This window comes from Martelella alba, assembly GCF_006516955.1.
GTDB classification, from domain to species: Bacteria; Pseudomonadota; Alphaproteobacteria; order Rhizobiales; family Rhizobiaceae; genus Martelella; species Martelella alba.
In genome coordinates, this window is record NZ_VHLG01000002.1 from 228468 (window position 1) to 241981 (window position 13514).

A 13514-nucleotide genomic window follows, 5' to 3' on the forward strand; every position below is an offset into this window, starting at 1 on the left:
CATGGCACGCAAGGTTACCACCAACCGCAAGATCGCCTTCACCCTGCTGGCCTGGGCAATCGGTCTTCTGATCTTTTTCCCGATCCTCTGGACGGTGATCACCAGCTTCAAGACCGAAAGCGAGGCGGTTGCGACGCCGCCCGCCTTCCTGTTCTTCCACTGGACGCTGGAGAATTATGCCGAGGTGCAGTCGCGCTCGAACTATTTCCACCACTTCCTCAACTCGGTGGCGATTTCCTTCGGCTCCACGCTGGTGGGTCTTGTCATCGCCGTTCCGGCCGCCTGGGCGATGGCGTTCTCCCCGACAAAGCGCACCAAGGACGTGCTGATGTGGATGCTCTCGACCAAGATGCTCCCTGCCGTCGGCGTTCTGGTGCCAATCTACATCATCTTCCGTGATCTCGGCCTGCTCGACACGAGAATCGGTCTGATCGTGGTGATGATGCTGATCAACCTGCCGATCATGGTGTGGATGCTCTACACCTATTTCAAGGAAATCCCCGGCGAGATTTTGGAAGCCGCGCGCATGGATGGGGCGACGCTGGCCAAGGAACTGGTCTATGTGCTGACGCCGATGGCCATTCCCGGCATTGCCTCGACACTGCTCCTCAACATCATCCTGGCCTGGAACGAGGCCTTCTGGACCCTCAACCTCACGGCCTCGAAAGCAGCGCCGCTGACCGCCTTCATCGCTTCCTATTCAAGCCCGGAAGGCCTGTTTTACGCAAAACTCTCCGCCGCCTCGACGATGGCCATCGCGCCCATCGTGATCCTCGGCTGGTTCAGCCAGAAGCAGCTCGTGCGCGGGCTCACCTTCGGCGCGGTTAAATAAGGACAAGACCAATGGGCAGCATCAAACTCGAAAAAGTATCCAAGCGTTTCGGTGAGCATGAGGTCATCCCGGGGATCGATCTCGAAATCAATGATGGCGAATTCGTCGTCTTCGTCGGCCCGTCAGGCTGTGGCAAGTCCACGCTGTTGCGACTGATTGCCGGACTGGAAGATGTCTCCGGCGGCCGCGTGCTGATCGATGGCGCCGATGCCACGCAAAAGCCGCCGGCCCAGCGCAGGCTGGCCATGGTGTTCCAGTCCTATGCGCTTTACCCGCATATGAGCGTGCGGGCCAATATCGGCTTTCCGCTGAAGATGGCGGGCATTGCCAGGGACGAGATCAACCGCAAGGTCGAGGACGCTGCGGCTATCCTCAATCTCACCCAGTATCTGGATCGCAAGCCGCGCGCGCTTTCCGGCGGCCAGCGCCAGCGCGTTGCCATTGGCCGCGCCATTGTCCGCTCGCCGGAATGTTTCCTGTTCGATGAACCGCTGTCGAACCTTGATGCAGCGCTCCGCGTCAACATGCGCCTCGAGATCTCCGAACTGCATCAGACGCTTGGCGCCACATCGATCTATGTCACCCATGACCAGGTCGAGGCCATGACCATGGCCGACAAGATCGTGGTGCTGCGCGCGGGCCATATCGAGCAGGTCGGCTCGCCGCTGGAACTTTATCGCAAGCCCGCCAATCTTTTCGTCGCAGGCTTTATCGGCTCACCGAAGATGAATTTCATCGAAGGCAAGACCGCCGCCCGCTTCAATGCCCACACGATCGGCATCCGGCCGGAACACCTCACCCTTTCGACCGAAGCAGGGCAATGGCAGGGCAAGGTCGCCGTCGCCGAACATCTCGGTTCCGACACATTCCTGCATATCGATGTGCCGGAGCTGGGTCATATCACCACCCGCACCGATGGCGAGTTTCCGGTCAGACACGGTAATACCGTCTTCATCACCCCGGACGAAAACCGTCTCTACCGCTTCGATGAGAAGGGACTGGCGCTATGACGGGCCGGTTGCAGGGCAAGTCGGCGCTGATCACCGGTTCGGCGCGCGGCATCGGTCGGGCCTTTGCCGCCGCGTATATCCGCGAGGGTGCCAGCGTTGCGATTGCCGATATCGATCTTGCCCGTGCTGGCGAGACTGCAGCGGCACTCGGGCCGTCGGCCTATCCGGTCGCGCTCGACGTCACCGATCAGGCGTCCATCGATCACGCTGTGACAACCGTCTGCGACAGGAAGGGCGGCATCGACATATTGGTAAACAACGCGGCGCTGTTCGACCTCGCGCCGATCACCGACATTACCCGGGCAAGCTATGAGCGGCTGTTCTCCGTCAATGTCGCAGGCACACTGTTCATGCTGCAGGCAGCGGCCAAGGCCATGATTGCCCGCGGCAAGGGCGGCAAGATCATCAATATGGCCAGTCAGGCGGGCCGCCGCGGCGAGCCGCTGGTCGCCGTTTACTGCGCCACCAAGGCGGCGGTGATTTCGCTGACCCAGTCGGCAGCCCTCAACCTGATCGCCCACGGCATCAACGTCAACGCCATCGCCCCCGGTGTCGTTGATGGCGAGCACTGGGATGGCGTTGATGCGCTGTTTGCCCGTTATGAAAATCGCCCGCGCGGCGAAAAGAAACGGCTCGTCGGTGCCGAAGTCCCGTTTGGCCGCATGGCAACGGCAGATGATCTCACCGGCATGGCGGTGTTCCTCGCCTCTGCCGAAGCCGATTACATCGTCGCCCAGACCTACAATGTCGACGGCGGCAACTGGATGAGCTGAGCGCCCATCCGCGTTACGCACTGGAGTAGAAGAATGACAAACACACTCTCGCTCGAAACGCTCGGCACCCATGCCGGCAAGGCTGCCATTCCCGGCTACCGCCGGTCAGACCTGCAGGCCGGGATCCTCCATTTCGGCGTCGGCAATTTCCATCGCGCCCATCAGGCGGTCTATCTGAATGCATTGTTCAACAAGGGCCGCGATCATGACTTCGCCATTCTCGGCGCGGGCGTGCTGCCATCCGATGCCGCCATGCGCGACAAGCTCGCAGCCCAGGATTTCCTGACCACCGTGGTGGAGCAGGAAGCGACCCACAGCGAAGCGACCATTACCGGGGCCATGATCGGCATGATCGCCGCGCCCGATTTTGACGGCATTACAAAGGCACTGGCCGATCCGGCGATCCGCATCGTTTCGATGACGATCACCGAAGGCGGCTATTTCATCGATCCGGCGACGGGCAGGTTTGACCCGAAACACCCGGCAATCCTTGCCGATGCGGCCAATCCGCAAAGCCCGAAGACCGTCTTCGGGCTGATCATTGCCGGGCTGAAGGCGCGTCGTGCCAAAGGTATCCCGCCTTTCACCGTGATGTGCTGCGACAACATTCCCCATAATGGCGCGGTCACCCGGGCCACCATCACCGGGCTTGCAGCCCTGTCCGACAGCGATTTTGCCCGCTGGATCGGCGACAATGTTGCCTTCCCCAATGCCATGGTCGACCGCATTACTCCGGCAACGGGCAAACGCGAGATCGACATGACCCGCGACATCTACGGCATTAACGATGCATGGCCGGTGTTCTGCGAGGGGTTCAAACAATGGGTGCTGGAGGACAATTTTCCGCTCGGACGGCCAGCGCTGGAACAGGTCGGCGTCACCTTTGTCGATGATGTCAGTCCCTATGAGCTGATGAAACTCAGGATCCTCAATGGCGGCCATGCGGCGATCGCCTATCCGGGTGAGCTGCTGGATATCCACTTCGTCCATGAAGCCATGGAAAATCCGCTGATCACCGCCTTTCTCGACCGGCTGGAAAAAGAGGAGATCATTCCGGTGGTCCCACCGGTGCCGGACACAAACCTTGGCGACTATTATGCCCTGATTGCCAGCCGGTTCGCCAATCCCAAGATCGGCGACACGATTGCCCGCCTGGCCCAGGACGGCTCCAACCGTCAGCCGAAATTCGTTCTCCCGGCAACGGCCGCGCGGCTGGAAAAAGGCCTCGATGTCACCGGCCTGGCACTGGTTTCAGCACTCTGGTGCCGCTATTTCGAGGGTGTATCCGACAGCGGCCGCAAGATCACTTTCAACGACGCGGCCACCGACCGGCTGCACCATGCCGCCCTCGCCTCCAGAGAGGATCCGGCGATCTTTCTGGCCGAGCGCGACATTTTCGGCGCCCTTGCTGACAATCGCGCTTTTGTAACGCGGTTTGAAACGGCGCTTTTGTCGCTGAGAAAAGAGGGGACAGCAGCGACATTGCAGCGCTATATTGCCGGAAAGCTTCATACCTGATGACGAAATCATGCCTGACAATCCCCTGATCATCTTCGACTGCGACGGCGTCCTTGTGGACAGTGAACCGATATCGCTATCGGTGTTGCAGGAGGCTCTGGCGGCTGAGGGGATTGTCATCGGCATGGAAACGGCAAGCCGGCTGTTTCTCGGCCGCTCGCTTGCGACGATGATTTCCGTGGTCGCCCATGATTTCGGCGTTTCCATCGGCCCGGACTTTCTTGAAAGCATGCGCGCGCGGCTTTATGCGCGCTTTCGTGCCGAACTGAAGCCAATCCCCGGGATTCTCGATACCTGGCAGGCGCTGGCTGACCACGGCATTGACTGGTGCGTGGCCTCCTCGTCGCAACCGGAGCGGATCCATCTGTCGCTGGAAATCTGCGGTCTGCTGCCGCGCTTCTCGCCACTTGTTTTTTCAGCAAGCATGGTGCGCCATGGCAAGCCGGCGCCGGACCTGTTTCTCTACGCGGCAACACAGATGCGGCGCGATCCGGCCAGCTGCATCGTGATTGAGGATTCACCGGCGGGGATCGAAGCTGCAAAGGCCGCCGGCATGCGGAGTTTCGCCTTTCTCGGCGGCAGTCACATGATCTCTGCCAGCCTGCGCAGCCAGATTGCGGCACTTCACCCCGATCTACAGTTTGACGTCATGCCCGAACTCGTCCAACGTGTCACCGGGTGAGGAGACAACGGGAAGCAGCAATGCGCAGATTTGTGATTGCCGTCGATGTTGGCACGGCAAGCGTTCGTGCTGGCCTTTTTGATAGCGACGGCTACATGAAAGCGCGCAGCGTGCATCCGCTCGATCTTGCCCGCGCTTCAGCCCGGCGCGGTGAATATGCCTCGCAAAACATCTGGCAAGCCGTGGCGACAACGGTCAGGGCCGTCAGGGCCGAGGCAAAAACCGACGTCACGGACATTGCCGCAATCGCCTTCGGCGCCACCTGCTCGCTTGTCTTTCAGCCCGCAGAGGCTGCGCCTGCTTCCCTGTCACGTCCTGGCTTCGATACCATTGCCTGGTTCGACCATCGGGCAAGTTCCGAGGCTTTCGAATGCACGGCAACGGGCCATGACCTCTTGTCCCATATCGGCGATGTCATGTCACCGGAGATGCAGATTCCGAAACTGATGTGGGCGCGGCGGAACCGGCCTGATCTTCTGTCAAAGGGCGGCAATGTCTTCGATCTCGCCGATTTTCTGACGTTTCGCGCCACCGGCAGCGCGCGGCGTTCAATCTCGACACTCGCATCGAAATGGACCTATCGGCCGGAGACGCCATCGGGCTGGGCATCTGATTTCCTCAAAACCGTCGGTCTTAAAGACCTGCCGGAACGTGACGGGCTTGACCGCCCGCCCCTGGCCGTCGGCTCGCCAGCCGGCACACTGACTGCGCAGGCTGCATGTGACCTTGGACTTGATCAGACAGTGATCGTGGCACCAGGTATGGTCGACGCCTATGCGGGTGCGCTCGGCGTTTTGCCGCCACCGGAACCGGGCAAACCTTCGCCACTGGCCCTGATCGGCGGCACCTCCAGCTGCCTTGTCGGCCAATCGGCAGTGCCCTGCCACGGCAAAAGCCTGTGGGGGCCGTTCTTTTCCGCCCTTTATGACGGCGCCTATCTGGTGGAGGCAGGTCAGTCGGCGACCGGCGGCCTGCTCAACCACCTGCTCGAAGCCTCAAGCGCCGGCGGCACCGCAAGCGAGGCCCTGCATGACCGGGTGATTGCCCGGATCGCAGCATTGCGGGCGACCGAAGGTGACAGCTTTGCTGCCGGCATCGATATCCTGCCGGATTTCCACGGCAACCGCTCGCCCTTTGCCGATCCCGCCATGACGGGCATGATCGCAGGACTGACGCTCGACAGATCCTTCGACGGGCTCTGCCGGCTTTATTTCCGGGCGCTGGTGGCCATTGCGCTCGGCCTGAAACAGGTGATCAACGTGATGGCTGAGGCGGGCCTTGCCACCGACACGCTGTTTCTCGCCGGCGGCCATGCCCGCAACCCGTTATTGCGCGAAATCTACCCCGACGTGACCGGCAGAAAACTTGTCCTTGCCCGAGAAAAGGATGCCGTTCTGCTGGGTTCGGCGATCAATGCCGCTTCCGCTGCCGGTCTTCATCCGGGACTGAAGGCAGCGGCAGCCGCGATGCAGGCAAGCGAGATGACGGTTACGCCCGACCCTGTCCGCAGCCGCCTCTATGAACGCGACATGCAGCGTCTGCTCATCCTTCAGGCCTGTCAGGCACAGCTGCGCACGATCTGATCGTTAAGCCTCGACATCCCAGAAAAGCGGGAACTTCGGATCGAAAACCGTGACGCTGCCAGCCCCGGTCGCAATCTTTGCCGGAAAGGCAACGGGTTCAGATCGCTTGACCATCGTGATCGTCTCGTCATTGGGCTTAAGACCATACCAGGCTGGCCCGTTGAGCGAGACAAAGGCTTCCAGCCTGTCCAGTGCAGCTTCATTTTCGAAGACATGGGCAAGGCAGCTCATCGTATTGGGCGCGGTATAGATACCGGCACAGCCGCAGCCGCATTCCTTGGCCGGATCCACATGCGGGGCGGAATCGGTTCCGAGGAAGAAGCGCGGATCGCCCGAAACCGCCGCTGCGACCAATGCCTGACGGTGATTTTCACGCTTGGCGACCGGCAGGCAGTAATAATGCGGATGAATACCGCCGACGAGAATATCATTGCGGTTGATGATCAGATGATGGGTCGTCAGCGAACCGGCAAGGTTCTTTTCCGCCGCAGAAATATAGTCGATGCCGTCTTTCGTCGTCACATGTTCCATCGTGACCTTCAGTTCCGGCAGACGGCTGCGCAACGGATCAAGCACGGTCTCGATGAAGACGGCCTCACGATCGAAGATATCGACATCCGCCGATGTAACCTCGCCATGGACACAGAGATTAAGGCCGATCTCCGCCATCTTCTCCAGAACCGGCATGGCATTTTCAAAATTGCGCACGCCACTCTGCGAATTGGTGGTCGCGCCAGCGGGATAAAGCTTCACCGCAGTAATCAGCCCGCTCTCATAGGCTGCTGCAACATCTGCCGGATCGGTGCTTTCCGTCAGGTAGAGCGTCATCAGCGGCTTGAAGCTGTCGCCGTCCGGAATAGCCTTTTGAATGCGCTCGCGATAGGCCACCGCATCGGCGGCCGTCACCACCGGCGGCACCAGATTGGGCATGATGATGGCGCGGGCAAAATGGCGGCTGGTATCACCGATCACACCTTCCATCATCGCACCATCGCGCAGGTGCAGATGCCAGTCATCGGGGCGGCGGAGTATCAGGCGATCCATGGCGGCGGCTTCCTTTCGGCGTTTTTCTCGCCACCGCCATAGCATTGGCTGGCCTATCGAGGCAATCGCCTCGCTGGCCGCGATCAGTCCATCGCGTCAAAGACCAGGCTTGCCCGCAGGCGATGCTCCAGAATGCGCGTGGCATTGGCCAGATCATTTTCCTGCACCCGCTTTTCAGCAGTCTCGGCATCAAGACCGTAACCCCGCCAGCGCTTTACAAGTCGCTCCTGAAGAACGCCCAGCGGTGGTGCCAGAAAGGCCGTTATATCGAGCATGTGCCGTATTTCACGCCAGCCCGGCTCATCCAGCAGCAGATAGCTGCCCTCAAGGATCACGATCCGGTCTTCCGGTGCGATCGAAAGTGCAGCGGCAATCGCCAGATCATGCTCGCTGTCGAAGGCTGGCACGAAAACCTCGTGCTGATCCTGCCGGACAGCTTTGAGCATGGACGCAAAGCCGAAGCGGTCGAAGCTTTCCGGCACACCTTTTCTGAAAAGAAGCCCCTTCTCTTCCAGAAGCTGGTTTGCCAGATAAAAGCCGTTCATGGACAAAAGCACGGCAGGGCGTTGCTGCTCTTTCAATGCGGCAACAAGCGCGGCAGCCATGGTTGATTTACCGGAACCGGGCGGACCGGCAATGCCAATGACGAGACGCCGGTTACCGACCGTTTTTGACGCGGCGACTATCTTTTCCGCCAATATCTCTACCGCCGTATTCATTGGCGTACAGCAATTCTGGCCAAGCCATTACGATGCAACATTTTCTTACCCCCATTTGTAAGAACTCATATTTCTCAATTGATTGCGTTGACATACGCGCCCCTGAATCACGGTTTTCGCCTTGTTTTTCTATGTTCTCAACGCATAACGCGCCGAAATGCTATTCCGTGAACGGGAAGCTTATAGCAAGAAAATCGTTGAGGTGTGGATAATCCTCCCCGTAAACTGAAGCAAAAACCCAATATGACCAACAAGACTTGCGGGAGGTCCAGATGCGCCAGCGGATCGATATCAACAGTGACATGGGCGAAAGTTTCGGTGCCTGGGACAAAGGCGATGATGCCGCCATGCTCAAGATTGTATCCTCGGCCAATATCGCCTGCGGATTTCATGCCGGCGATCCGAATATCATGGCTCAGACCTTTGCGATTGCACGCGACCGCAATGTCGCCGTTGGCGCCCATCCGGGATTTCCCGATCTCATGGGTTTCGGCCGACGCCACATCCCCTATTCGATCGGCGAGATCGAACGCATGGTCGCCTATCAGATCGGCGCTGCCCAGGCGATGTCGGATTATGTCGGTCACCCGATCACCCATGTGAAGGCGCATGGCGCGCTTGGCAATCTTGCCCAGCAGGACAAGGCGGTGGCGCGCGCGCTCAACAATGCCATCAAGGCGGTTGATCCCGCACTGATCTGCCTTGCGATTGCGCTTGGCCATCAGGCCCGGATCGGCGAAGAAATGGGCCTGACCGTGGTGCCGGAAATCTTTGCTGACCGCGCCTATTCCGATGACGGCTTCCTCGTACCGCGCGGTCAGAAGGGCGCCCTCATCCACGACCCGGAAGAAGCCGGCGACCGGGTGGTCGCCATGGTCTCGGATGGCGCCATCATCACTGTATCCGGCAAGCGGATCGAAACGCCGATGGGATCCGTCTGCGTCCACTCCGATACCCCGGAAGCATTGCTGATCGCCCAGACCGTCCGCAACAAGCTGGAAAAGAACGGTTTTGCCGTCGCCAATTTCATTCACTGACGGCGGCGCGTTTTTCCTCAGCCTCTCCGCTCCGCATCGTGCCTTGTGCATCCGCATGGATGCACAAAGCTTTAAAGCGCCTGACGCACCCAGGCAATGATCTGCGAGGCAGACATGGCGCCGGATGTGCGCGCCACCTCGCGTCCGCCGGAATAGAGCAGCATGGTGGGAATGCCGCGAATACCCAGCTGGCCGGAAAGCGCCTGCTCATTGTCCGAGTTCAGCTTGATCAGGCGGATACCGGGTTCCAGTGTCTTCGCTGCTTCGGCAAATTGCGGCGCCATCATGCGGCAGGGGCCACACCAGGGTGCCCAGACATCGACCAGCACCGGAACGCCCGAACGCTGGATCTGACGGGAAAACATCTGTGCATCCACATCGGCCGGATGGGCGGAAAACAGAGCTTCTGCGCATTTGCCGCAACGGGCTTCACCAGCATTGCGCGTGGCGGGAACTCGATTGACCGCACCGCACTGGCTGCAGACGATTTCGGTCATTCTGTTTTGATCCCGAACCCCTTGATCCTGGCTATCCTGCATGACACATCCTCCACTAAGACGACAAACCGGTTGCATCGCAGCAAAATGAAGCCGCAATCATTGCCGATCATCAAAGCATCCGGTACTAATGACGCTTATCGCATTGACAATATATGCAAATAAACGTAAATACGCAAGAATGAAAATTAAAAGCGAAGATATGCTAGATGCGGCGAATGAAGCCTGCGAGCTGCTCAAAGCGCTCGGCAATCGGCATCGCCTGCTTATTCTCTGCCAGCTGATCGACGGCGAACGCTCGGTCGGACAGCTTGCCGATTTCCTCGGCATACGCGACAGTACGGTTTCCCAGCATCTGGCGCTCCTGCGCCGCGACAAGCTCATCTCCGGGCGTCGCGACGGCCAGACGATCTGGTACCGGATCGACAGCGAACCAGCGCGTGACATCGTGACAGCGCTTTACAAGACCTTCTGCGCCACCGATTTCACCTGTGTGAACGACGATCTCTCCTCGGCGACTGAATAATCCTGCCGCCCTTTCCAGAAAGCTGCCCCATGGACGCCTCAAGGCGCAACATGAATACCCTCACGCTTGCCCAGTCCCTGGGGGGTGCCGGACCGACGATCGTCATCTCGCTCGGCGGCATTGTCGGCCAGCTGATCGCGCCGGATGCGGCGCTGGCGACGCTGCCGGTCAGTCTCTACAATCTCGGGGTTGCCGCCGGCACTTTGCCGGCTGCCTTCATCATGCGCCGCTACGGCCGCAGGCTCGGCTACACTTTCGGTACACTGATCGGCATGATGGGCGGCCTCATCGCCGCATCCGGTATCGTGATATCGGCCTTCTGGCTCTTCTGCCTCGGCACCATCGCCGCCGGCCTTTATAATGCATATGTGCAGAGCTTCCGCTTTGCCGCCGCTGACACCGTCGCCGACGGCATGAAGGCGACCGCAATTTCCCGGGTCATGATCGGCGGTCTTGCCGCCGCCATTATCGGTCCGCAGGTGGTGATCTGGACCCGCAACGCCCTGCCCGGCATTCCCTATGCCGGCGGCTTCATCGGTCAGTCCGTGCTGGCGCTGCTGACACTTCTCGTCATTCTCAGGCTACGCTTCCCGAAACCCGCAACGCCCGGGCCGAAGGGCATGTCCGGCGGGCGTCCGCTTTCACAAATCGCCCGTAGCCCGCGCTTCATCATGGCGGTTGCTACAGGCGTGGTCTCCTACGCGCTGATGGCATTTGTGATGACGGCTGCACCGCTGGCCATGGTCGCCTGCGGCCATTCCGTCGGCGAGGCAGCGCTTGGCATTCAGTGGCACGTGCTGGCCATGTTCGGCCCGAGCTTCTTCACCGGGCGGCTGATTTCCCGCTTTGGCAAGGAAAAGATTGCCATGACAGGCCTCGTCCTGCTGGCGCTCTGTGCCGTCTCTGCCCTTTCGGGCCTGGGGCTGGCGCATTTCTGGATCGCACTGATCTTCCTCGGCGTTGGATGGAATTTCGGCTTTATCGGCGCCACCGCCATGATCACCGAATGCCATACGGCAGAAGAACGTGGCAAGGTTCAGGGCCTCAACGATTTCCTGATCTTCGGTTCGGTTGCGATGGCTTCTTTCCTCGCCGGCGGTCTGGTCAATCTTGACGGTGGCTGGAACCTGATGAACTGGCTGGTCCTGCCAACCACAGCGGTCATCTTCACCGCCCTCGCCGTCTCCCGCCGCAAAGCAGCCGCCTGATACGACAGAGGCCCGGAACGCCGGGCCTCCAGACTGTTGACAAAGTCGTTCAGATTGCCAGCTTGGGGCGGAATAGCCGCGCCCCCGTCGTCATCCCCGTGCTCGTCACGGGGATCCAGCTTCTTTATAGCATTGGATTATAAGTGCCTTTCGCCGTGCAGACTCACGGCGGCTGGATGCCTGTGGACCAAGCACAGGCATGACGTCAGAAAAAGCGGGCGTGTCTTGTCAGCAATCCGAAGACCCGGAACGCCGGGCCTCGTCATCGCCGGTAAAACCGGCGTCGCATCGATTATTCGGCCGCCACCGAAAGCCCCGGCAGCATCGAACCGTGGCGCTTCAGATTGATGTGCCAGTCGAAGGCCTCTTCCATGATATGCGGCGTGTGGCCGCCAAGACGACAGGCCCGCTGGAAATAGTCATTCAGCGCATCGCGATAGAGCGGGTCAACGCAATTGGCAATAATCGTGCGCGCCCGCTCGCGCGGTGCCAGACCGCGCAGATCGGCGAGCCCGACATCGGTAACGACGATACCGACATCATGCTCGCTGTGATCAACATGCGAGACCATCGGCACAACCGATGACACCGCGCCGCCCTTGGCCAGCGCCTTGGTGACAAAGATCGAGGCGTAGCCGTTGCGGGCAAAATCACCCGAACCGCCAATCCCGTTCATCATATGCGTGCCGCCGACATGAGTTGAATTCACATTGCCGTAAATATCGAATTCCAGCGCCGTGTTGATGCCGATCGTGCCGAGACGGCGCACCACTTCGGGATGGTTCGACACCTCCTGCGGCCGCAGGATCAGCCGTGACTTGTAACGATCAAGATCGGCAAAGACCTTGCGATACATCGGCGTCGAAAGCGTGATCGACGAGCCAGAGGCAAAGGAGAGCTTGCCGGCATCGAAAAGGTCGAAGGTCGAATCCTGCAAGACTTCCGAATACATTTTCAGATTCTCGAAGGGCGAATCGAGAAAGCCGTTCATCACCGCATTGGCAATCGCACCAATGCCGGCCTGCAATGGCAGCAGCGAATTGGTGAGCCGGCCCATTTTGACCTCATGTTCGAGGAATTCCATCAGATGGCCGGCAATGGCGCGCGTGCCCTCATCCGGCGGCTGTACCTTGGCGGCACTGTCCTGCTTCTCGGTGACGACGATGGCAGCAATCTTTTCCGGCGGGATCGGAATATAGGGCAGGCCGACCCGGCTTTCCGGCGAAACAACCGGAATGGGGCTGCGCGAGGGCCGCTGCGCCGGGATGAAGACATCATGCAGGCCGATCAGCGAAAGCGGGTGATGGGTATTGACCTCGACAATCACCTTGTCAGCCAGAATGGCGAAGCTTGCGGAATTACCGACCGAGGTCGTCGGTACGATGCCGCCATGTTCCAGCACGGCAACCGCCTCGATGACGGCCACGTTGACCGGCGCAATCTGGCGGGTGCGCAGCAGTTCCACCGTCTGCGACAGATGCTGGTCGATGAACATCACCTCACCGGAATTGATTTCGCCACGCAGGACCGAATCAACCTGGAAGGGCATGCGGCGCGACAGCACATGTGCCTCGGCCAGCGTCTTGTCGAGATCATTGCCAAGCGAGGCGCCGGTCATCAGCGTGATACGAAAAGGCTCGGTCCTGGCACGCTCGGCCAGCGCCATGGGCACCGCCATGGCCTCGCCCGCGCGGGTGAACCCGCTCATGCCGACCACCATACCATCCGTGATCAGCGCAGCCGCATCGCTGGCGCTGACAATCTTGTCGCGAAGGCTCGCATTCCGCACTCTCTGTTCCAAACCGGAACTCCTCCCTTATTTCTCAAGACTGGCTTCCCGAAGAAGGTCGGGACCATGAAGGTGGGACGCCGCAAAAAGGCAGGCGTGAGACGTCGGGCCTTGGCGGCAAAAATATCAAAAGCCAGTTTTCACAGCGCTGCAGCAAAATCACAACCACGACCAAAGTCGAGTCGGGCCTTTTCGTGGCGGCATGACATAAATCAAATGGCCTGCGGAAGCGCTCTGCTAAAGCCTTTAAAGATTAGGGGGAAGCGATTGCGCATTTTGATGGCCGGCAGGAACGC

13 protein-coding genes are annotated in these 13514 nt (G+C 59.9%); 9 read left to right on the forward strand and 4 right to left on the reverse strand.

Translation table 11 applies throughout. The features are described 5' to 3' along the window. The first annotated feature begins 1 nt into the window (after window position 1). The 6 genes from FJU08_RS04570 to FJU08_RS04595 are packed head-to-tail and all read left to right on the forward strand — an operon-like array spanning window position 2 to window position 6398. Window positions 2-832 (forward strand): carbohydrate ABC transporter permease, encoded by an 831-nt coding sequence (locus FJU08_RS04570; RefSeq protein ID WP_141147797.1) that lies wholly within the window; start codon window positions 2-4, stop codon window positions 830-832. A gap of 11 nt (window positions 833-843) precedes the next feature. After that, on the forward strand, window positions 844-1842 hold the full coding sequence (locus tag FJU08_RS04575) for an ABC transporter ATP-binding protein (protein WP_141147798.1): 999 nt from the start codon (window positions 844-846) through the stop codon (window positions 1840-1842). After that, window positions 1839-2615 (forward strand): L-iditol 2-dehydrogenase, encoded by a 777-nt coding sequence (locus tag FJU08_RS04580; protein WP_141147799.1) that lies wholly within the window; start codon window positions 1839-1841, stop codon window positions 2613-2615. The genes FJU08_RS04575 and FJU08_RS04580 overlap by 4 nt, the downstream gene beginning before the upstream one ends. 33 nt (window positions 2616-2648) lie before the next feature. After that, window positions 2649-4133, forward strand: coding sequence for a mannitol dehydrogenase family protein (locus FJU08_RS04585; protein WP_141147800.1), 1485 nt, complete (start codon window positions 2649-2651; stop codon window positions 4131-4133). A 10-nt stretch (window positions 4134-4143) separates the two neighbouring features. Beyond that, the gene (locus tag FJU08_RS04590) at window positions 4144-4815 is read left to right on the forward strand and encodes an HAD family hydrolase (protein ID WP_141147801.1); all 672 of its coding nucleotides are present in this window, start codon (window positions 4144-4146) and stop codon (window positions 4813-4815) included. A gap of 20 nt (window positions 4816-4835) precedes the next feature. Beyond that, window positions 4836-6398, forward strand: a complete 1563-nt coding sequence (locus FJU08_RS04595; RefSeq protein ID WP_141147802.1) for an FGGY-family carbohydrate kinase — start codon at window positions 4836-4838, stop codon at window positions 6396-6398. Window positions 6399-6401: 3 nt separating this feature from the next. Here the strand turns inward: FJU08_RS04595 and pyrC are convergent, their stop codons facing one another. Together pyrC and FJU08_RS04605 are read right to left on the reverse strand one after the other, a co-directional pair. Next, a complete protein-coding gene (gene pyrC, locus FJU08_RS04600) occupies window positions 6402-7442 on the reverse strand; it encodes a dihydroorotase (RefSeq protein WP_141147803.1) in 1041 nt (346 codons plus the stop codon). An 83-nt stretch (window positions 7443-7525) separates the two neighbouring features. Beyond that, window positions 7526-8047, reverse strand: a complete 522-nt coding sequence (locus tag FJU08_RS04605) for a nucleoside/nucleotide kinase family protein (protein WP_407943685.1) — start codon at window positions 8045-8047, stop codon at window positions 7526-7528. Between the two features lie 386 nt (window positions 8048-8433). Here FJU08_RS04605 and FJU08_RS04610 point away from each other — a divergent pair, with 386 nt between their 5' ends. After that, entirely contained in the window at window positions 8434-9198 is a 765-nt protein-coding gene (locus FJU08_RS04610; protein ID WP_141147805.1) for a LamB/YcsF family protein, read from the forward strand. A gap of 71 nt (window positions 9199-9269) precedes the next feature. Here the strand turns inward: FJU08_RS04610 and trxC are convergent, their stop codons facing one another. After that, complete coding sequence (trxC, locus tag FJU08_RS04615; protein ID WP_141147806.1) at window positions 9270-9695, reverse strand: thioredoxin TrxC; 426 nt, start codon at window positions 9693-9695, stop codon at window positions 9270-9272. A gap of 181 nt (window positions 9696-9876) precedes the next feature. Here trxC and FJU08_RS04620 point away from each other — a divergent pair, with 181 nt between their 5' ends. Together FJU08_RS04620 and FJU08_RS04625 are read left to right on the forward strand one after the other, a co-directional pair. After that, window positions 9877-10221: an ArsR/SmtB family transcription factor gene (locus FJU08_RS04620; protein ID WP_141147807.1), complete on the forward strand. Its 345-nt coding sequence runs from the start codon at window positions 9877-9879 to the stop codon at window positions 10219-10221. A gap of 29 nt (window positions 10222-10250) precedes the next feature. Next, entirely contained in the window at window positions 10251-11429 is a 1179-nt protein-coding gene (locus FJU08_RS04625; RefSeq protein WP_141147808.1) for an MFS transporter, read from the forward strand. Between the two features lie 292 nt (window positions 11430-11721). On the opposite strand, the gene FJU08_RS04630 is transcribed toward FJU08_RS04625, so the two are convergent. Further along, entirely contained in the window at window positions 11722-13230 is a 1509-nt protein-coding gene (locus FJU08_RS04630; protein WP_141147809.1) for an acetyl-CoA hydrolase/transferase family protein, read from the reverse strand. Window positions 13231-13514: the final 284 nt, after the last annotated feature.

Coding starts and splice junctions, on each gene's coding strand:
- FJU08_RS04570 (WP_141147797.1), top strand. CDS start 2: ATGGCACGCAAGGTTACCACCAACCGCAAGATCGCCTTCACCCTGCTG.
- FJU08_RS04575 (WP_141147798.1), top strand. CDS start 844: ATGGGCAGCATCAAACTCGAAAAAGTATCCAAGCGTTTCGGTGAGCAT.
- FJU08_RS04580 (WP_141147799.1), top strand. CDS start 1,839: ATGACGGGCCGGTTGCAGGGCAAGTCGGCGCTGATCACCGGTTCGGCG.
- FJU08_RS04585 (WP_141147800.1), top strand. CDS start 2,649: ATGACAAACACACTCTCGCTCGAAACGCTCGGCACCCATGCCGGCAAG.
- FJU08_RS04590 (WP_141147801.1), top strand. CDS start 4,144: ATGCCTGACAATCCCCTGATCATCTTCGACTGCGACGGCGTCCTTGTG.
- FJU08_RS04595 (WP_141147802.1), top strand. CDS start 4,836: ATGCGCAGATTTGTGATTGCCGTCGATGTTGGCACGGCAAGCGTTCGT.
- pyrC (WP_141147803.1), bottom strand. CDS start 7,442: ATGGATCGCCTGATACTCCGCCGCCCCGATGACTGGCATCTGCACCTG.
- FJU08_RS04605 (WP_407943685.1), bottom strand. CDS start 8,047: ATGGCTGCCGCGCTTGTTGCCGCATTGAAAGAGCAGCAACGCCCTGCC.
- FJU08_RS04610 (WP_141147805.1), top strand. CDS start 8,434: ATGCGCCAGCGGATCGATATCAACAGTGACATGGGCGAAAGTTTCGGT.
- trxC (WP_141147806.1), bottom strand. CDS start 9,695: ATGACCGAAATCGTCTGCAGCCAGTGCGGTGCGGTCAATCGAGTTCCC.
- FJU08_RS04620 (WP_141147807.1), top strand. CDS start 9,877: ATGAAAATTAAAAGCGAAGATATGCTAGATGCGGCGAATGAAGCCTGC.
- FJU08_RS04625 (WP_141147808.1), top strand. CDS start 10,251: ATGGACGCCTCAAGGCGCAACATGAATACCCTCACGCTTGCCCAGTCC.